Here is an 18,320-nt window from a genome sequence, read left to right on the forward strand (position 1 = left end):
TAGTTAATCACCTACCTTCACTAACAAAGGTATCCTTGAACTCGGCGATAGCTTTCTTCAGAGCTTCTTCGTTCTCATCAGTGATTTTCTTGGTTTTGATGATGTCTCCGCCAACTTCCGGATGGTTAGCTTCCATGAAGTCCAGGAATTCTTTTTCGCAGCGGGTTACATCTTTAACTGCTACGTCATCCAGATAGCCTTTGGTACCAAGGTAAATAGCCATAACCTGTTTTTCAACAGACAACGGGCTGTATTGGCCTTGTTTCAGAACCTCGGTCAGACGTTGACCACGGTCCAGCTGTGCTTTGGTAGCTTTATCGAGGTCAGAAGCAAACTGAGCAAATGCTGCCAGCTCGCGGAACTGAGCCAGATCCAGACGTAAGGTACCTGCAACCTGCTTCATAGCTTTGATCTGAGCAGCACCACCTACACGGGATACAGACAGACCGGAGTTGATAGCCGGACGGATACCGGAGTAGAACAGCTCGGATTCAAGGAAGATCTGACCGTCGGTAATAGAAATTACGTTGGTCGGAATGAAGCCGCCTACGTCACCTGCCAAGGTTTCGATGATCGGCAGTGCGGTGATGGAACCGCCCTTCAGTTCATCGTTCAGCTTAGCAGCGCGTTCCAGCAGACGGGAATGCAAATAGAATACGTCGCCAGGGTATGCTTCACGTCCTGGAGGACGACGGAGCAGCAGGGACATTGCACGGTATGCAACAGCGTGTTTAGACAGGTCGTCGTATACGCACAGAACGTCTTTGCCCTGATCCATGAAGTATTCAGCCATGGTTACGCCAGCGTACGGAGCCAGGTATTGCAGCGGAGCGGAGTCAGCAGCAGTAGCAGCAACGATGATGGTGTATTCCATAGCGCCGTGTTGTTCCAAAGTACGAACAATACGAGCGATGTTAGAAGCCTTTTGGCCGATAGCTACATAAATGCAGATAACGCCCAGACCTTTTTGGTTGATAATGGTGTCGATTGCAACTGCAGTCTTACCGGTACCACGGTCGCCGATGATAAGTTCGCGCTGACCACGTCCGATAGGAACAAGTGCGTCGATACATTTAATACCAGTTTGCAGCGGGGTATCAACGGATTTACGATCTGCGATACCATGTGCAGGAGATTCAACCGGACGACGAGCTGCAGCAGCGATTTCGCCTTTGCCGTCGATCGGGTCACCGATAGCGCTAACTACACGGCCCAGCAGGTTTTCACCAACAGGAACCTCCATGATGCGGCCGGTACGGCGAACAACGTCGCCTTCTTTGATTTTGGTCTCGCCGCCCATCAGTACGATACCAACGCTGTCCGGGTTCAGGTTCAGAACCATGCCGGATACGTTGTGGGGCAGTTCAACTAATTCGCCAGCCATAGCGTTTTTCATACCGATAACGGTTGCGATGCCGTCACCGATTTTTTCTACGATACCAACTTCTTCCAGATCAGCATCCACATTGTAATTCTCCAGCTTGTTGCTGAGAGCATCACCCAGGGCTTCCGGTTTGGTGTACTCGTGAACGTCGATGCCGTTCAGAGCAATTTCCATTTTCTTCAGCTTGCGCAGTGCGGAAGCGTCGAATACCTTATCGCCAACTTGTACGATGATGCCGCCGAGGATGGACGGGTCTACTTTCTTGTTCAGGAAAATATCGCGGCCCAGTTTCTCGGTCAGGATTACAGAAATGGATTGATACTCGTCAGCCGACAATTTCTTGGCGGTAGTAACGTTTACATCTAACAGCTCTTTAATGGAGCCCAGATCGATTTTGAAGTCGGACAATTGTTGCTTAATTAAAGCAATATTTTCTTCTGTCTTCATATTGTACCAATCACCTCCGAATACCGGGGTTTTGCCTGCTGTTTCGCATTTCAGCGGCATACTTCCGGCTTAATAGGGAAAGCAGCAAAATTATTTCATGATAGAATCAACGATTTTGCTAGCCATTTTTTTGTCTTCTTCAGAACCTAACTTTTGTTCTACGATCTTGCTAGCAGCAATCATGGACAGGTTGATAACTTGTGCACGAACTTCGTCCATAGCTTTTTTCTGTTCCAGTGCGATTGCTTCTTTAGCAGTTGCAATAACCTGATCTTGTTCAGCTTTGGTGTCTGCCATGATCTTGTCATGAGCAGCCTGAGCAGTTTTGCGGGCAGCATCAACAATAGCTTGAGCTTCTTGTTTAGCTTCAGCCAGCTTTGCAGCGTATTCAGCTTTAACTGCTTCTGCGTCAGTCTTAGCCTTTTCTGCAGCTTCCAGATCGCTTGCAATTTTGTTCTTACGCTCTTCCATAATGTTGCATACGGGTTTGTAAGCGAATTTTGCAAGAACGAAAACTAAAACCAAAAAGTTCAGGATCTGCGCGATAAGTGTTGCATTGAAGTTAACCAATTATAGCACGCTCCTTTTTGTAATATCTTGCAAAATTAAATTATTTAATGAACGGGTTAGCGAATACCAGAACGATAGCGATTACATAGCACAGAATAGGCATGGATTCGATCAAGCCTACGCAAACCAGCATGTTGGTAAAGATTTTACCAGCTTCTTCCGGTTGACGAGCCATGGATTCAATAGATTTGCCGCACATGTTGCCGTTACCGATACCAGCGCCAGCAGCAGCACCCAAGCAAACAAGGCCTGCACCGATTACAGATGCAGCAGTAATGATTGCATTTTCAGACATTTGTTTCATCCTTTCGAAATTGTGATTTTAAATTTTTTTTGCTTAAAAAGCTTAGTGTTCGTCGTGGCTAGCAAATGCCAGTGCATAGCTGCCCAAAGACAAAATGGTAAAGATAAAAGCCTGAACGAAGCCAATGAACAGGGAGAACATTACCCACAGTTCAGGAACTACCCACGGAGCCAGCTGATACAGTACGATCAACAGGATTTCGCCTGCCAGGATGTTACCAAAGAGACGAAGAGCCATGGTCAGCGGTTTAGTCACTGCATCCAAAAGATGCAACGGCAGGAATGCCGGACTCGGGCTGATGAAATGTTTAAAGTGGCCGATACCTTGTTTCGCCACACCAACGCAGTACGCGCTAAACGCAATTAGCAAAGAAAGCGCAAAGCAGGTATTAATGTCATTGGTAGGTGAAGTCCAGTGAACGCCAATCTGCGGAAGCAAAATGCCCAGTTCGTTTGCTACCAGGATAAACATAAACAAGGTAACGATGAACGGTGCCATAAATTTACGGCCTTTGGATCCCAGGTTGTCTTCCATCAGACCATTTAAGAAATCAAGAATGATTTCCATTGCATTCTGCAGTCCGGAAGGAACCATTTTCGGGTTCTTACAAACCAGAAGGAACAGTACGAAGACGATTGCCATGGTTACCCAGGTCATGTACATGGTTTGCATGTTGACCTCACCTAAAAAGGTAGATTGGGTAAGGTAATGGATAATCTCTCCGGATTTTTCTGCACCTTCAGCTGCTGCATTTCCCATTTTTACACACTCCTTTCTTCACGCCCTCTCATTTTGATGTTGGTACGCGATAAATAATAGATTTAAGATAAAAAATATATGTATCAGAAGAAACCCGCCAAATGCGCCATGCACAGCAAGCTTCATCCTTAACATCGTAATAATAAACGCAGCCGCGGCCGCCAAGCGGGCCCAACGGAAACGCTTCATGATTTTCAGTCCCTGCTTGGGCACCTCTACATAAGGCAGAGATTTTTTAATGCCTAAAAACAGAATGGACAAATCTATAGTACCTGCCAGCACACCGCAAAGCACGCCGTGGGCAAAGGCACTGCGCTGCCATAACCAGAGCGGCACCGCTACGAGCAGCGCACACATACAGATGCGCGCTACGAAGGCGTTCGCGCCGTTTCTCGCTATGGGCGTCAAATCAAAATTACTTTTCATCCTTCTTGTGTTCAGTGTCCCGTGAAAGGACGCTCCTCTGAATCAGATTATAGTAGGTCATAACAAGTGAAACAATTGCCAGGCCGATGCAGATGCCCCGCATCGTATGGTCGCCGGTTTCCAGATGACGGTCGAGCCAGTCGCCGCCGAAGTACGCCAGCAGAAAATCAATCACGGCCATAAACGCCAGAGAGGACACAGTAGCCAAAGCTTCAAGCATCCGCATATGCTCCTTATCGGGTGTTTTGTTAGTCATGATTTTTTCACCACAGCACGAATTCACAAATTAATCATATTTACTCTTTTAATTTTAATATTTTTCACAGTTTCTGTCTACGCCTTAGACGCAAATTCCGGCAAATTTTCTACATCAAAGCCATTTTTTCTTAAAATCGCATGGATAATGCGCTCACAGGCCTTGCCGTCACCATAGGGATTGGCAGCCTCCGCCATGGAGCGATAATGCTCGGCATCATCCAAAAGCAGATTGGTTTCGCGCAGCACATCATCATAAGCGGTGCCTACGAGCTTAACCGTACCGGCTTCAACAGCCTCCGAACGCTCGGTGGTATCACGCAGAACAAGAACCGGCTTGCCTAAGGCAGGAGCCTCCTCCTGAATTCCGCCGCTGTCTGTGAGCACGATATCAACCTTAGCCATCAAATTGGCAAACGGTTCATATTCCATAGGCTCAATCAGATGCACTCTGTCTAAATGTCCCAGCTCCTCGCGGACGATTTCACGCACCTTGGGGTTTTTGTGTACCGGGAAGATTGCTTCCACATCGGGATGCGCTTCCAGCACACTCTTCAACGCGCGGTAAACATGACGCATAGGCTCGCCCAGGTTTTCACGGCGGTGGGTAGTCATCAGAATCAGACGATGACCGCTGGCAAATACCTTATTGAACTCTTCGTCCTCAAAGCGGTAGCCTTCCTTCACCGTAGTCTGCAGAGCATCAATAACAGTGTTGCCTGTTACCAGAATCTGCTCGGGGCAGATGTTTTCCTTCAGCAGGTTAGCCTTGCTGGTAGAGGTAGGCGCAAAATGCATATCGGCAATCGCACCGGTCAGCTTGCGGTTCATTTCCTCCGGGTAAGGAGAATATTTATTACCGGTACGCAGGCCTGCTTCCACATGGCCTACGGGAATCTGCGCATAAAAGGCAGCCAGAGCACCGGCAAAGGTAGTCGAGGTGTCACCATGCACCAGCACCATATCGGGCTTTGCTTCCTCCATTACGGATTTCAGGCCCATCAGCGCGCGGGTAGTAACATCATACAGGGTTTGACCTGCCGACATAATATTCAAATCATAATCAGGCGTAATGCCAAACAAATCCAGTACCTGATCAAGCATCTCGCGATGCTGTGCGGTAACTGCCACAATCGGCTGGATATATTCGGGATATTTACGCATTGCCAGCACCAGCGGGCACATTTTGATGGCTTCCGGACGAGTGCCGAAAACTGTCATTAACTTTATCTTCTCCACGGTTCTTCCTCCCCCTTATCTGTCGTTCAGAATACCGATTTTCTTAGCACCAACGGCAACTGCCGTAATAATAACCGCTATAATAAGTGCGGCATAAAAGCCGTCGAACTCTGCCCATAGCACAGCTGCGATACCGAGCACGGCTGTAATAGCATACATCAGCAGAACTGCCTGCTTCTGGTTCATGCCCATCGCCAGCAGGCGGTGATGCAAATGGCCCTTATCGGGCTGGAAAATAGGGCGGCCGTTGCTGTAGCGGCGCATAATCGCAAAGGCTGTATCCATAATCGGCAGGCCCAGTGCAATCGCCGGTACAATCAGCGCTACGGTAGCAGCAGTCTTGACTGCGCCGTAAACAGAAATAGCTGCCAGCATATAGCCGATGAACATACTGCCTGTATCGCCCATGAAAATAGTAGCGGGATTAAAATTATAGCGGATAAAACCGATAATGCCGCCGGCCAGAGCCGCAGTCATTACAGCTATATGGTAATAACCCATCTGAACCGCAACCAGAATGACCGTCATCGAAGCAATCGCAGATACGCCTGCCGCCAGGCCATCCAGACCGTCAATCAGATTGACAACGTTCGTAAAGCTGATAACCCAGAAAATTGTCAGCGGTATAGAAATAAACCATTCGTTAAGATAAAAATAGCCGCCGAAGGGATTGTTCAGCCATTCGATACGGATATCAAAGGCCACAAGTACGCAGGCAGCAAAAATCTGCCCCAGCAGCTTGACCTTTGCCGGCAGCTGATATTTGTCATCCAGTACGCCTACGATGGCAATCACGCTGCCGCCAAGCAGAATGCCGACAATATCCTTCGTCAGCTCCAAGCTTGCCACTGCGGCAATCATAAAGGCAATATAAATAGCCAGACCGCCAAGACGCGGCATAATCTTCTTATGCACCTTGCGGTTATCGGGCTTATCAATCGCGCCGATTTTAAAGGCTAATGTTTTAATATAAGGGGTCAATATATAGCTCACCAGAGCGGCAAGCAGAAAGGGAAAACCATAAGCACTTAACATTTATTTCTTTCTCCACCGAAACCTGATTCCTTGCACACGAAAAACACTTAACTATTCATTCCTTATATAGTATAACATTTTTGACACTTGCGTCAATTACTTTTATTACAAAAATAATGAAATAAGCCTTTTTTTCCGCAAAATTATCCCTAATTATTCCCATTTATTATAGCATAATATCATCAAGGGAATATATCCTTTTGGCATAACTTATATATTGTTTCGGTTCTCCGGATGTTGCCTGTTAAAAATTCTTACGGATTTATCTCATATCGCAGACTTTTTACAGATGATTTTTCAGAAATAATCACCGTTGAGGCTTTTTTAACCTCACTTTGCTTCTATCTGCTGTAAATCTGCTCTGGAAAAAAGTCAAGTAAACTCCTCTATCGTAACACAGCGAAAATTTATGTTAAATTTATAGTTTTTTTGTACATTTTCTGCTAAAATTAAATTTAAGAAAGGGAGGGATGAGAATGCTGTCCAAGAGCTCATTTTTCACAACAATTCTGCTGCTTCTGCCTGCTCTGGCAAGCGCACAGACAGCAGATGATGATCTGCAGCTGGAGCTGCGTTATTATGCACCTAAACTGAAATTTACATCTCACGGAATTGTGCCTGCTGCTTACAGTAATTTCCGCGATACGCTCAACATTAAAAACGGTAATGCACCCGAATACAGGTTAAGTGGCAAAAACTGGTATGTAGATTACATAGCTATCCACGAAAAAGGCTATGCCTCACACCACATTCCGGCACAAGGCAGCCTGGTTCCGGTGGACAGCCGCACCAAGCTGAATCTGGACTATGCTTCCTTTAACTATCTTTCTCCCATCAAAACAACAGAAAACGGCACCGCCTACTGGCTCGCAGGCCTGCGCTGTTACCGCTTCGATACTGCGTTGCAGTTCAGCAGTCCCGTACCGGCACTTAACAAAAAGTATGCTAAGCAGCTGAACCAGTTCGCCCCTGCCTTCGGCATCGGCGGCAAGCATTACCTTGATGAGGCACACCGGCTGCAGCTTTACAGCGAGCTTTCTGGCTTGCCCTTAGGCGGCCGCGGGCACACCTACGACCTTGATATCGGCGTAAAATACAGTCCTTGTAAAAACCTCAGCGCCAACGCCGGCTACCGTATTCTGGATTTAAAAATCAAAAACGATGACGGCACCGGTCTGTACAAGCTTTCCGGCTGGTACGGCGCCCTGAGCTACAGCTTTTAACATTTTATTATGAAAACCAAAGAGGAGGTTCCGGCATGAAAACAATCACCGCTTTACTTATGGCAACACTTATTATGTGTCCCTGCAGCAGCATCATGGCTAAAAATCCTGCTGCCTCTGTAACCGACAAAGCACAAAAGGCATCAATTTCTACCATTAAAGATTTGGATAACGGGCGTTTGTACGTAATGGATTATACGGCAGACTATAAGCTGGACAAAATGCTGCAGCAGAATGTCAACAGCGTTGACACCATGCTGGCCTTCGTCGGCAGGGAGCTTCTCGGCGCAGCCAAACCGGCTCCGGGCGCCATTGACGCCGGCTGCAGTGCCTTCGCCGGACGCACGGAAGAAGGCAAGCCTATCTACGGACGCAACTTTGACTATAAAATGAAAATGACTGCCGTAATGGTACGTACTGCTCCTAAGGACGGCTATCGCTCTATCGGTATGGCGGATGCAGGCTGGGTAGGATACGATATCGGCAGCCTCAGCGACGGCAAGAGTGATTTATCGGCAGCAGTAGCAATGCCATACCTGATTATGGACGGTATGAACGAAAAGGGCCTTGCTGTCAGCGTGCTGAAGCTGGACGGCAAGCCTACGCATCAGCGCACCGGCAAGCCTCAGATTACAACAACAGCTGCTCTGCGCCTGATGCTTGATAAGGCAGCCAATGTAGACGAAGCTTTAGCATTATTGGAAAAATATGATATGAATTCATCTATGGAAACTGCCAACTTCCATTTTCTGCTCAGCGATGCAGACGGAAAAAACGTTGTTTTGGAATATACTATTGATGATATGACTGTTATCGATACCAATTATGTTGCCAACCATTATCTGGCACCCAAAATGCATGGATTGGGACACGCCTATGACCGCTTTGCTGTACTGGATTCTGCTGTAAAGTTTAAAAAGAGCATCTTTACGCCCTTTGAAGCTATGTCCCTGCTTTCCCTGGTCAGCCAGCCGGAAACCGAAGAAGCAACCAGCATGACACAATGGTCCGTAGTATATAATCTGCATGACCTGACAGCGCAGGTTGCCATCCGCAGAAATTATGATAAGCTGTTTAACTTTACGCTGGCAGATTTAAGCGGCAAGGCTAAAATCTAAATTATAACCATATACCTTAAGCAAAAAGAAGCTGACAGGCACCTATGTGCCGCAGCTTCTTTTTTGTATGACCACTTTCAGCAGTCCCAGCCAGCCTGCTGCTTCTCCTGCTCCTCCATCTGCAGGCGCACCCGCTGCGCCGTACTGCTTACGGCGGCAGCATGTCCCTCCAGCGCGGCGAAGGGTGCAAACTGCGCCGCCCGCTCTGCCAGCGGCATCTGCCGGTGCCGCTTTGATACATGATGCGGCAAATTGATAATATCCTCATAACTATCGTTCATGCCTTGTGCCCTCCTATCTGTTCGTTGCGCTCCTTTGCTGTTGCCCCGTCAAGCAGGCTCATGCCCTTCAAAACGGCATTCTTGCCAAAGCGCCGCTTAATCTCCAGCTGTGCCTGCTGCAATCTGTTTTCGCGCTGCCCTACAGCCTGCTGCACTGCCTCATTCCCAAAGTCAAACAAGCTCAGCTCCTGTTCCTGCTTCTTGGCCGCAGCCTGCGCCGGAAGCACATGATTCGCTGCCAAAGTCAGCCGCCGCACTAAAAGATTGCTGTCCGTAATGCGCTCGTACAAATCCGCTGCCGCCTGCACCAGCAGTTTAGATGAAGAAGAAAAGCTCCCCAGATTAAAGCTGCCATGCGCATGCTGCGGCACCCTGCGCCCGTAACGGTCAATCTTCACCGTGCCCTGATAGCTGCTGCCCTGCTTCAAATTATCGATGTCATAGCCCACAGTAAGCACTATCTGGTCAGTCACCAGCGCCTTGCTCACCAGCTCCAGCGCCAACGCATCCGCCATCTCGCGCAGCACCAAAAGTGCCTCCGCCGATTCATACGCACGATGCAGCACCTGTCCCGAGCTCAGGCTGCAGACCTGCGGCCGGTAGCCCTTCACATCGGCAATCGTACAAGGCTCCCATCCCCAGGCATGGTCAATCAAAAGCTCCGCATTTTTTCCGAAAAGACGGTACAGCAGCTCTTCATTATATACCGAACAGCGCGCTATATCACCCATAGTATATATGCCCCGCGCCTCCAGCTTGCTTGCGTAGCCACGGCCTACGCGCCAGAAATCCGTCAGCGGCCGGTGCTGCCACAGCTCACGCCGAAAGCTCTGCTCGTCCAGCTCCGCAATACGCACGCCGTTGGCATCCGCAGCAATATGCTTCGCCCGCACATCCATCGCCACCTTCGCCAAAAACAAATTAGTGCCGATGCCTGCGGTAGCGGTAATACCCGTTTCGCGCAAAACATCCAGAATAATACGCATCGCCAGCTCCCGCGCCGACAAGCCGTAAAGCTCAAAATACTGCGTTACGTCCATAAAAACCTCGTCAACAGAATAAACGATGATATCCTCCGGCGCAACATAACGCAAATAAATTTCGTAAATCCGCGTGCTATATTCCATATAATAAGCCATCCGCGGCGGCGCAATAATAAAATCCAGTGCCAGCTGCGACTCGGCCTGCAGCTGCGCATAAGAGCACGACGAACCGCAAAGCTGCCTGCCGGGAGCAGCAAAACGCCGTGCGGCATTTATCCGCTGCACACGCTGCTTCACCTCAAACAAGCGCCCGCGCCCCGGAATACCGTAGCTTTTCAGCGAAGGCGTCACCGCCAGACAGATGGTTTTATCCGTCCGCCGCTCATCCGCCACCACCAGATTAGTATCCAGAGGATCAAGTCCGCGCTCACGACATTCTACCGATGCATAAAACGATTTCAAATCTATAGCAATATAGGTACGCTGCAACGCCTTCTCCTCCTTTACTGTCAGCTTTGTTTTTATTATAGCACTTTCAAGCGTACATGTCTGTATTATAATAAAAATATTTTCGTTATTTTAGACAAAGAAAATCCCCTGCACACAATCAGGCAGGGGAACAACGCAAATTCTTATTCATGCTTCTCCGGGAATTTAGGTCTGGGGAAGTTAGGCCCGGACGGCTTAAGCGTAAAGCCACGGCCGAAGACATCGTTAACATCACTGATAATCATAAAAGCACTGGGGTCAATCTCGCGCACAATGGAGCGTACCTTTGCCAGCTGCGTCAGCTTGATGACTACAAAAACCAGCTCGCGGTGACGATGCGTAAAGCAGCCCTCGCCGCTGATATAGGTAACACCGCGGCCAACGATTTTAATAATCGCTTCCGCAATCTCCTCGTGATGCTCGCTGATGATGATAACCTTCTTTTTATAATCAAAGCCTGTCGTAAACGCATTACAGGTTTTAGTCATCACAAAAAAGGTAAGCAATGTATACAGCACCGGCTCAATACCGAATAAGGAAACGCTGGCCAGCAGCAGGCAGATGTTGAAGGCAAAGCCTGTCGTACTGATAGAGATAGAATAATTTTTCTGGATAATAGCGCCGATAATATCCGTACCGCCGCTGGAGCCGCCCACGCGGTACATGCACGCAGCACCGATGCCGTAAAGCACACCGCCGGCAATGCAGGCCAGCAGCTTGTCATGCACTACAGTATAGGTCGACAAAAAATGAAAGAAATCCAGGGATACAGAAAAAGCAATAATACCATACAGCGCGCTGATAGTATATTCCCTGTCCATATACTTATAGGCTAAAAAGAACAGCGGCACGTTGCAGATTAAGCTGGTAGCGCCCATCGGCAGGCCGGCAACATAATAAGCAAGTACGGCAACGCCGCCGATGCCGCCGCTGAGCATCTTATTAGGCATATAAAAGGTATTCATGGCAATACCCATAATCGCACAGGCCAAGGTCACCATAGCATAATGGTAAAGTTTTTTCTTCAAAGCGGGATTCATAGAGTTCTCCTTTGCAAGCAAAATATTCTGAATATGTTTTTTATGTATATATTGTAACACTTTAACGCAGAAAGGCAACAACTAAATATTTTTCTCGCCAAAATCCCGAACGTTCGAAAAAAATTCTTGCTATGCAGGCATAAGCAGTATAAAATAATACTGTATACAACATTAGGCAGGTGAACTTATAATGAAGCAAATAAAAGAAACGGCATACGCCAAAATAAATCTGGGACTTGATATTCTCGGCAAGCGAGAGGACGGCTACCATGAGGTAAGTATGATTATGCAGAGCGTCGGTCTGAGCGACGAGGTTGTTATCAGCAAGGGCAACGGCATTCAGATCAGCTGCAATCTGCACAACCTCAGCTGCGGTCCTGATAACCTGGCCTACAGAGCAGCCGCATTGCTCGCAGGTCACTGCGATATTATTCCGAACGTTCACATCGCCTTGAACAAAAAAATTTTTCTGGCGGCAGGACTGGCAGGCGGCAGCAGTGATGCAGCAGCAGTTTTGCGCGGTCTGAACCGTTATTGGGAGCTTAACCTGGAAAATTATGAACTGGAACAGCTCGCTGCACAATTAGGCAGCGATATCCCCTTCTGCATCGAAGGCGGCACCATGCTGGCAACAGGACGCGGTGAAGTCCTCACCAAGCTGGAGGACATGCCCGAAACCTGGCTGGTACTGGCCAAGCCCCGCGGACTGGAGGTTTCCACCGCCTGGGTTTACAAGAACTTTAACCACGGCCGTGTAGTTCATGCACCCTGCATCTGGCAGCTGGAAGCATATCTGCGCGAAGGCGACAAAGCCATCGTTCCCTACATGGGCAATGTTTTAGAAACAGTAACTATCCCGGCACACCCCGTTATAGCCTCTATTAAGGCTGCTATGCTGGGAGCAGGCGCCTACTATTCTCTTATGAGCGGCAGCGGCCCGACAGTATTCGGTCTTACCGCTGACAAAGAAACTGCGGAACGTGTGCAGCAGGCACTGACAGATTTTGATGTAGAAACAGCTATTACGACAACTATCGGAAGGAGAAACTAATATGTCCGGACATTTGCAGCCTATAAAACTAGACAGCTACAAGCCTCTGCGTGAGCTTGTCTGTGAAAATATCCGTCAAGCCATTATTGACGGCACCTTCAGCCCCGGGGAACGCCTCATGGAAATCCAGCTGGCTGACGAAATGGGCGTAAGCCGTACGCCCGTGCGCGAAGCTATCCGTAAGCTGGAGCTGGAAGGCTTTGTAGTTATGATTCCCCGTCGCGGTACCTATGTTGCCGATATTTCCATTAAAGATATCACCGAAATTTACGAAATCCGTATCAGCCTTGATATTCTGGCTGCCGGTCTGGCTGCCGAGCGTATTACGGATGAGGAGCTTGAGCAGCTTAACGGTTATCTTATTGAAATCGGCCAGCATATCGCCAACAACGATATGGATAAAATCGTCGAAGTAGATACTGCTTTCCACGATATGTTATACACTGCCAGCCGCAACGAGCGTCTGCGCAGCATCATCAATAACCTGCGCGAGCAGATGACTACTATCCGCGGCCGTTCCATGAGCTACCCGGGACGTTTGGTGGAAACTATGGACGAGCACCGCAACTTGGTAGAAGCTATTGCCGCACATGATGTAGAACGTGCGCAGTACGCAGCCCGTATCCATCTGGAAAACGCCGAGCATACCCTCATGCGTTCCCTCAGCGAGCATCTGCCGCAGAAGAAGGCGTAAGCATGACAACTGCTAATATAGATGCTTTTATTGTAGCAGGCGGCCTCAGTCCCTGGCTGAAGTCCTATGCCGGCACCGAACACCGCTGCCTGGCACCGCTTGGCGATAAGCGCCTCATAGACTATATCATTGCAGCCCTGCAGGGAAGCGGACGCATCCGCCGTATTGTCGTAGCTGCCCGCCCCGAAGCCTTGGCGCTTTTAGAGGGTACGTTACCGGCCGACGTTCTGCTATGTGAAGCCGCAGGCGACCTGCCGGCTACAGCCTTCGCTGCCTCCGAAGCCTTAGGCCCTGATGCCAGTGAAAAGCTGCTGGGAGTATGCGACGACATTCCGCTGCTGACCTCCCTTGCAGTACGCGACTTTCTTGCAGCCTGCAATGCCTTCCCCGAAGGCCAGCTTTATTATCCCATCATCCCCAAGGATGCCTGCCTGAGTGCTTATCCCGATGCCCAGCGCACCTACGGCAAGCTGCGTGACGGCGTCTTTACCGGCGGCAACATGATGCTGATGGCCAAAGAGATTATTCCCGGCGGTCAGCAAAAAGCACGCGAAATCTTTGCCCGCCGCAAATCACCGCTTAAGCTGTGCAACTGGCTCGGATGGGGCTTTTTAATAAAGCTCCTGTGCCATCGCCTGACAATGGCCGATGCGGAAGCACGCACCTCCGCACTTCTGGAAATGCGCTGCAAAGCCATCATCACCCGTCATGCATGTATCGGCATGGATATAGATAAACCAAGTGACTTAGAACTTGCAAGGAGGACGCTTACATATGGTAAAAGCCAAAAGAATTGAACGCGTAGCAGCGTTAAGTAAACTTTTAGCCGATCATCCATATCGGCTGTTTTCATTTTCATATTTCTGCAAAAAATTTGCTATCGCCAAATCCACCCTCAGCGAGGATGTTTTAGCCGTAAAATCAGGATTGGAGCTTTACGGCCTCGGCAAGGTAGAAACCGTTTCCGGCGCTGCCGGCGGCGTGCGCTTTATCCCCGGCCATCTGCCGGAGGATGACGCAGCCTTCTTGGAAGAGCTGGCTGCCCGCCTCACCTCTCCGGACCGCATCCTGCCAGGCGGTATGCTTTATACTACCGATATTCTCTGCCATCCGGAAACCGTAGTGCGTCTGGGTGAAATTTTTATGCTCCGTCTGCAGGAGCTGGCACCGGACTGCATCATGACGGTTGAAACAAGCGGTATTCCGCTTGCTATGCAGACAGCGCGTGCCTTTAACGTGCCACTCGTTATCGCCCGTCACACCAGTGATATTACCGAAGGCAGCACCGTCAACATCAATTACGTCAGCGGTTCCACCAAGGTTATCCAAAACATGGCCATGCCCAAGCGCGCATTGCATCCCGGCAACCGTGTGCTGATTGTGGATGATGTTATGAAGGGCGGTGGCACCGCCAAGGGTATGATTGCTTTGGCACATGAGGTTGGCGCTCAGGTTGTAGGCAAAGCCTTTTTAATTGCCACCGCTGCACCGGACCGCAAGCTGGTAGAAGATTATACTGCCTTCTTCACCCTGCATAACGTAGACGAAGAGCAGCAGAAGGTAACATTGGAAGTAAATAAATAATATAGAATATGTCAGGCTGGCTAGAAGGTGTCGTAAGATGGTGCCTTATAGACGGCCAGGAAAGGAAGAACTCACATGTCAAAATTAGTAGCAATAATCCTCGCCGCAGGCAAAGGCACAAGAATGCGCAGCAAATACCCCAAGGTACTGCACAAGGTAGGCGGCAAGCCCATGCTGCAGCACGTAATTGACGCTGCAAGCGCTGCCGGCGCAGACAAAAAGGTTGTTATCGTAGGCCATGAAGCAGAGCTGGTAGAAGCAATGGTAGGCAATCAGGGAACTATCGCCCTGCAGGCCGAGCAGCTTGGCACCGGCCACGCTGTAATGCAAACTGCCGATGCCCTGAAGGACTTCCACGGCACTGCGCTCATCCTGTGCGGCGACACTCCGCTGCTGGACGGCGAAGAGCTGAAAAAATTCTGCGAAGCACATCAGGAAAGCGGCGCTGCTGCTACCGTACTTACGGCAATTATGGATGACCCGTTCGGCTACGGCCGCATTGTACGCGATGCCAACGGCAATGTACAGGGCATCGTAGAGCAAAAGGATGCTACCGAAGATCAGAAGGCTATCAAGGAAATCAACACCGGTATTTACTGCATGGAATGCCCGCAAATGTTTGACGTGCTGGCTACCTTGACCAACGATAATGCGCAGGGCGAATATTACCTGACCGACGTACTGCAAAAGCTCAACGAAGCAGGCGCTAAGGTTGGCGGTATTTCCACTGCCGACAGCGATATGGTTATGGGCATCAACTCCCGCAAGCAGCTTTCCGTTGCCGAAGGCGTTATGCGCCAACGCATTTTGGATAAGCTGATGGATGCAGGCGTAACCATCATGGATCCCGCCAGCACCTTCATCGAAGCAAGCGTAAAAATCGGCCGCGATACCGTTATTTATCCCTACACCTGGCTGGAAGGCACAACCGAAATCGGCGAGGACTGCGAAATCGGTCCTAACGCCCGCTTCACTAATGTAAAAATTGGTGACGACAACCATCTGCAATTCATCTACGGCCATGACTGCGAGGTTAAAAACCACGTTACCGCCGGTCCGTACGTTCATCTGCGTCCCGACACCGTTATCAGCGACCATGTTAAAATCGGCAACTATGTAGAGGTTAAAAACTCTAACGTAGGCGAAGGCACCAAGCTGCCGCATCTCACCTACATCGGCGACAGCGACATCGGCAGCGGCGTTAACATGGGCTGCGGCTGCATCACTGTAAACTACGACGGCAAGAAGAAGCATCGCACTGTTATCGGTGACAACGCCTTCGTCGGCTGCAACACCAACCTTGTTGCACCTGTAACCGTACAGGCCAACACCTACATCGGTGCAGGCAGCACCATTACCAAGGAAGTACCCGAAAATGCTCTGGGTATTGCACGTGCCCGCCAGAAAAATATCGAAGGCTGGGCCGAAAAATACCGCAACGAAAGTAAATAACCTTTTATAGTCACATATGTGTCAAAAAGTTTACAAAAAACTTGTGATTTACGTGTTTTTTGTGTATAATTAAATTTAAGTAAAGTTTTGCTCATCGCACCAGCAAACTACAACAAGGTAATTTTGGAGGGATTGGACATGTTGTCTGACGAGAATAAGTTAAGAATATTTACCGGTAATGCAAACCCTGATCTGGCACGCGAAATCGCTGCTTACCTCGGAACCACCGTTGGTGATTCTGTAGTTAACCGTTTCAACAACGGCGAAGTTCAGGTAATGATTAACGAAAGTGTACGTGGCAAGGATATCTTCATTGTACAACCGACCTGCGGCCCTATCGTTAACGATAACGTAATGGAGCTTTTGATTATGGCTGATGCCTTCAAACGCGCCAGCGCTAACCACATCACTGCTGTTATCCCCTACTATGGCTATGCACGCCAGGACCGCAAAGCACGCGGCCGTGAGCCTATCACTGCTAAGCTGATGGCAGACCTGCTGGAAACCGCAGGCATTACCCGTGTAGTAACCATAGACCTGCACGCTGCACAAATTCAAGGCTTCTTCAACATCCCCTTTGACCATATGCCCGGCGGCCCGCTGATGGCAGAATACATTAAATCCAAGCATCTGGAAGACATGGTTGTTATCTCTCCGGACCTTGGTGGCGTAAGCCGTGCCCGCAATTTCGCTGAAATGCTGAATGCACCGCTGGCTATCATCGACAAACGTCGTCCGGAACCTGGCGTTGCTGAGGTTATGAACCTGATTGGCGACGTTAAAGGCAAAACCTGCATCATGGTAGACGACATGGTTGATACCGCAGGCTCCCTGACCGAAGGCGCACGCGCTCTGAAGAAATTCGGTGCTAAAGAAGTATATGCATGCTGCACTCACCCGATCCTGACCGATCCGGCATTGTCCCGCATTGCTCAATCCGATATCACCGAGCTGGTTGTTACCAACACCATTCCTCTGGCTCCTTCCAAAAAGCACCCGAAAATTAAGGTGCTCTCCATTGCGCCGATTCTGGCAGAAACCATTCTGCGCATTTACAATGACTGGTCTGTAAGCCAATTATTCGATACCAAACACTAAGCGTAATATAAAAAGGCTTGCCTCTGGCAAGCCTTTTTGTTATGATTAAAGCCGGCAAAACTACCGGCTTTAATATTTGGAGTAATTATGCGTATCATTTATCTTCTTATCATCTGCTCCCTTGCCGGCGTACTGCTGCTGTGGCTGGGGATATACAAAAAAATCAGCAGAAAGACTGCCGCTATAAGCGCTGCTCTCAGCCTTGCGCTTGCAGGCGCGTTGCTCTTGCTCGCCGTACTTCCGGGCAACAGCTTTTACGGCAAGGTTATAACACATGCGGAAAACACCCATGGGCGCAAGCTCATTGCCCTCACCTTTGATGACGGCCCTTATCCGCCCTATACCCAGAAGCTGCTCAAGCTTTTGGCTGCCAAAAACGTGCATGCCACCTTCTTTATGGTTGGCGAAAACGCTGCCAAGCATCCGGAAACAGTAAAGCTCGTACAAGCACAAGGACATCTGATTGCTCTGCATGCAGGCTATCACAAGGATTTGCTTAAGTTCAGCAGCAGCGAAGCTGCCGCCAACATTGCCTACGGCAAGGAAACGCTGCAGAGCATCACCGGTACTGCACCGCAGTATATGCGTCCGCCGCACGGCTTCAAGGACTGGAGCACTGTCAAGGCTATCAATGATGCAGGTATGCAGATAGTAAACTGGAGCATCATTCCCCGCGACTGGACGAACCCCGGCGTGCAGGTAATCGCCGACAGAGTCTGCGAGAACGCAGCCCCCGGTGCTATTGTCCTGCTGCATGACGGCGACAGTCCCAAAAACTCCGCACCGCGTGACCAGACGATTGAGGCAGTCGGCCTCATCATCGACCGTCTGCGTGCAGAGGGATATGAATTTGTCACCCTCGAAGAACTTAATAAATAAAAAGGAGCA

General features: G+C 49.4%; 20 protein-coding genes. 9 read left to right on the forward strand and 11 right to left on the reverse strand.

What is annotated here, in order from left to right; genetic code table 11:
• Positions 1–7 precede the first annotated feature (7 nt).
• From atpA to Q7Q81_RS00605, 8 genes are all read right to left on the reverse strand, one after another.
• Positions 8–1,831 (reverse strand): F0F1 ATP synthase subunit alpha, encoded by a 1,824-nt coding sequence (gene atpA, locus Q7Q81_RS00570; protein WP_304272842.1) that lies wholly within the window; start codon positions 1,829–1,831, stop codon positions 8–10.
• Positions 1,832–1,921: 90 nt separating this feature from the next.
• Complete coding sequence (gene atpF / locus Q7Q81_RS00575) at positions 1,922–2,401, reverse strand: F0F1 ATP synthase subunit B (protein ID WP_021719235.1); 480 nt, start codon at positions 2,399–2,401, stop codon at positions 1,922–1,924.
• A gap of 40 nt (positions 2,402–2,441) precedes the next feature.
• Entirely contained in the window at positions 2,442–2,705 is a 264-nt protein-coding gene (atpE, locus tag Q7Q81_RS00580) for a F0F1 ATP synthase subunit C (RefSeq protein ID WP_363186368.1), read from the reverse strand.
• Positions 2,706–2,747: 42 nt separating this feature from the next.
• Entirely contained in the window at positions 2,748–3,464 is a 717-nt protein-coding gene (atpB, locus tag Q7Q81_RS00585) for a F0F1 ATP synthase subunit A (protein ID WP_021719237.1), read from the reverse strand.
• A gap of 18 nt (positions 3,465–3,482) precedes the next feature.
• Positions 3,483–3,890 (reverse strand): hypothetical protein, encoded by a 408-nt coding sequence (locus Q7Q81_RS00590; RefSeq protein WP_021719238.1) that lies wholly within the window; start codon positions 3,888–3,890, stop codon positions 3,483–3,485.
• A complete protein-coding gene (locus Q7Q81_RS00595) occupies positions 3,880–4,146 on the reverse strand; it encodes a hypothetical protein (protein WP_210685052.1) in 267 nt (88 codons plus the stop codon). Before Q7Q81_RS00595 ends, Q7Q81_RS00590 begins: the two co-directional genes overlap by 11 nt.
• A gap of 77 nt (positions 4,147–4,223) precedes the next feature.
• Positions 4,224–5,384, reverse strand: a complete 1,161-nt coding sequence (wecB, locus tag Q7Q81_RS00600; RefSeq protein WP_368502091.1) for a non-hydrolyzing UDP-N-acetylglucosamine 2-epimerase — start codon at positions 5,382–5,384, stop codon at positions 4,224–4,226.
• 15 nt (positions 5,385–5,399) lie between these two features.
• Complete coding sequence (locus Q7Q81_RS00605; RefSeq protein WP_009144949.1) at positions 5,400–6,419, reverse strand: glycosyltransferase family 4 protein; 1,020 nt, start codon at positions 6,417–6,419, stop codon at positions 5,400–5,402.
• Between the two features lie 476 nt (positions 6,420–6,895).
• Here Q7Q81_RS00605 and Q7Q81_RS00610 point away from each other — a divergent pair, with 476 nt between their 5' ends.
• Positions 6,896–7,642: a hypothetical protein gene (locus Q7Q81_RS00610; RefSeq protein ID WP_304272845.1), complete on the forward strand. Its 747-nt coding sequence runs from the start codon at positions 6,896–6,898 to the stop codon at positions 7,640–7,642.
• Positions 7,643–7,677: 35 nt separating this feature from the next.
• Complete coding sequence (locus Q7Q81_RS00615; protein ID WP_293806684.1) at positions 7,678–8,760, forward strand: linear amide C-N hydrolase; 1,083 nt, start codon at positions 7,678–7,680, stop codon at positions 8,758–8,760.
• 77 nt (positions 8,761–8,837) lie between these two features.
• On the opposite strand, the gene Q7Q81_RS00620 is transcribed toward Q7Q81_RS00615, so the two are convergent.
• The 3 genes from Q7Q81_RS00620 to Q7Q81_RS00630 all read right to left on the reverse strand — a co-directional run bounded on the left by Q7Q81_RS00620 (position 8,838) and on the right by Q7Q81_RS00630 (position 11,553).
• Positions 8,838–9,041: a hypothetical protein gene (locus Q7Q81_RS00620; RefSeq protein WP_303706377.1), complete on the reverse strand. Its 204-nt coding sequence runs from the start codon at positions 9,039–9,041 to the stop codon at positions 8,838–8,840.
• Positions 9,038–10,513, reverse strand: a complete 1,476-nt coding sequence (locus tag Q7Q81_RS00625) for a DinB/UmuC family translesion DNA polymerase (RefSeq protein WP_304272848.1) — start codon at positions 10,511–10,513, stop codon at positions 9,038–9,040. Before Q7Q81_RS00625 ends, Q7Q81_RS00620 begins: the two co-directional genes overlap by 4 nt.
• Positions 10,514–10,656: 143 nt before the next feature.
• The gene (locus Q7Q81_RS00630; protein WP_246869414.1) at positions 10,657–11,553 is read right to left on the reverse strand and encodes a YitT family protein; all 897 of its coding nucleotides are present in this window, start codon (positions 11,551–11,553) and stop codon (positions 10,657–10,659) included.
• A gap of 190 nt (positions 11,554–11,743) precedes the next feature.
• On the opposite strand from Q7Q81_RS00630, the gene ispE reads away from it, so the two are divergent.
• From ispE to Q7Q81_RS00665, 7 genes are all read left to right on the forward strand, one after another.
• Entirely contained in the window at positions 11,744–12,604 is an 861-nt protein-coding gene (gene ispE / locus Q7Q81_RS00635) for a 4-(cytidine 5'-diphospho)-2-C-methyl-D-erythritol kinase (protein ID WP_304272851.1), read from the forward strand.
• A gap of 1 nt (position 12,605) precedes the next feature.
• On the forward strand, positions 12,606–13,298 hold the full coding sequence (locus tag Q7Q81_RS00640; RefSeq protein ID WP_009144941.1) for a GntR family transcriptional regulator: 693 nt from the start codon (positions 12,606–12,608) through the stop codon (positions 13,296–13,298).
• 2 nt (positions 13,299–13,300) lie between these two features.
• On the forward strand, positions 13,301–14,095 hold the full coding sequence (locus tag Q7Q81_RS00645) for an NTP transferase domain-containing protein (protein WP_304272854.1): 795 nt from the start codon (positions 13,301–13,303) through the stop codon (positions 14,093–14,095).
• Positions 14,073–14,882, forward strand: coding sequence for a pur operon repressor (gene purR / locus Q7Q81_RS00650; RefSeq protein WP_304272856.1), 810 nt, complete (start codon positions 14,073–14,075; stop codon positions 14,880–14,882). Before Q7Q81_RS00645 ends, purR begins: the two co-directional genes overlap by 23 nt.
• 75 nt (positions 14,883–14,957) lie before the next feature.
• The gene (gene glmU / locus Q7Q81_RS00655; protein WP_304272858.1) at positions 14,958–16,334 is read left to right on the forward strand and encodes a bifunctional UDP-N-acetylglucosamine diphosphorylase/glucosamine-1-phosphate N-acetyltransferase GlmU; all 1,377 of its coding nucleotides are present in this window, start codon (positions 14,958–14,960) and stop codon (positions 16,332–16,334) included.
• 138 nt (positions 16,335–16,472) lie between these two features.
• Positions 16,473–17,432 carry a ribose-phosphate diphosphokinase gene (locus Q7Q81_RS00660; protein ID WP_298880604.1) on the forward strand — a complete coding sequence of 320 codons (960 nt, stop codon included), beginning with the start codon at positions 16,473–16,475 and terminating at the stop codon, positions 17,430–17,432.
• 87 nt (positions 17,433–17,519) lie between these two features.
• The gene (locus Q7Q81_RS00665; protein ID WP_304272861.1) at positions 17,520–18,311 is read left to right on the forward strand and encodes a polysaccharide deacetylase family protein; all 792 of its coding nucleotides are present in this window, start codon (positions 17,520–17,522) and stop codon (positions 18,309–18,311) included.
• Positions 18,312–18,320 lie beyond the last annotated feature (9 nt).

This window comes from Phascolarctobacterium succinatutens (genome assembly GCF_958453765.1).
Lineage (GTDB): Bacteria > Bacillota > Negativicutes > Acidaminococcales > Acidaminococcaceae > Phascolarctobacterium_A > Phascolarctobacterium_A succinatutens_B.

What these genes read in the sequence shown, in the direction of transcription:
- atpA (WP_304272842.1), bottom strand. Translation starts at nt 1,831, where the DNA reads ATGAAGACAGAAGAAAATATTGCTTTAATTAAGCAACAATTGTCCGAC.
- atpE (WP_363186368.1), bottom strand. Translation starts at nt 2,705, where the DNA reads ATGAAACAAATGTCTGAAAATGCAATCATTACTGCTGCATCTGTAATC.
- atpB (WP_021719237.1), bottom strand. Translation starts at nt 3,464, where the DNA reads ATGGGAAATGCAGCAGCTGAAGGTGCAGAAAAATCCGGAGAGATTATC.
- Q7Q81_RS00590 (WP_021719238.1), bottom strand. Translation starts at nt 3,890, where the DNA reads ATGAAAAGTAATTTTGATTTGACGCCCATAGCGAGAAACGGCGCGAAC.
- Q7Q81_RS00595 (WP_210685052.1), bottom strand. Translation starts at nt 4,146, where the DNA reads ATGACTAACAAAACACCCGATAAGGAGCATATGCGGATGCTTGAAGCT.
- Q7Q81_RS00605 (WP_009144949.1), bottom strand. Translation starts at nt 6,419, where the DNA reads ATGTTAAGTGCTTATGGTTTTCCCTTTCTGCTTGCCGCTCTGGTGAGC.
- Q7Q81_RS00610 (WP_304272845.1), top strand. Translation starts at nt 6,896, where the DNA reads ATGCTGTCCAAGAGCTCATTTTTCACAACAATTCTGCTGCTTCTGCCT.
- Q7Q81_RS00615 (WP_293806684.1), top strand. Translation starts at nt 7,678, where the DNA reads ATGAAAACAATCACCGCTTTACTTATGGCAACACTTATTATGTGTCCC.
- Q7Q81_RS00620 (WP_303706377.1), bottom strand. Translation starts at nt 9,041, where the DNA reads ATGAACGATAGTTATGAGGATATTATCAATTTGCCGCATCATGTATCA.
- Q7Q81_RS00630 (WP_246869414.1), bottom strand. Translation starts at nt 11,553, where the DNA reads ATGAATCCCGCTTTGAAGAAAAAACTTTACCATTATGCTATGGTGACC.
- ispE (WP_304272851.1), top strand. Translation starts at nt 11,744, where the DNA reads ATGAAGCAAATAAAAGAAACGGCATACGCCAAAATAAATCTGGGACTT.
- Q7Q81_RS00640 (WP_009144941.1), top strand. Translation starts at nt 12,606, where the DNA reads ATGTCCGGACATTTGCAGCCTATAAAACTAGACAGCTACAAGCCTCTG.
- Q7Q81_RS00645 (WP_304272854.1), top strand. Translation starts at nt 13,301, where the DNA reads ATGACAACTGCTAATATAGATGCTTTTATTGTAGCAGGCGGCCTCAGT.
- purR (WP_304272856.1), top strand. Translation starts at nt 14,073, where the DNA reads ATGGTAAAAGCCAAAAGAATTGAACGCGTAGCAGCGTTAAGTAAACTT.
- glmU (WP_304272858.1), top strand. Translation starts at nt 14,958, where the DNA reads ATGTCAAAATTAGTAGCAATAATCCTCGCCGCAGGCAAAGGCACAAGA.
- Q7Q81_RS00660 (WP_298880604.1), top strand. Translation starts at nt 16,473, where the DNA reads ATGTTGTCTGACGAGAATAAGTTAAGAATATTTACCGGTAATGCAAAC.
- Q7Q81_RS00665 (WP_304272861.1), top strand. Translation starts at nt 17,520, where the DNA reads ATGCGTATCATTTATCTTCTTATCATCTGCTCCCTTGCCGGCGTACTG.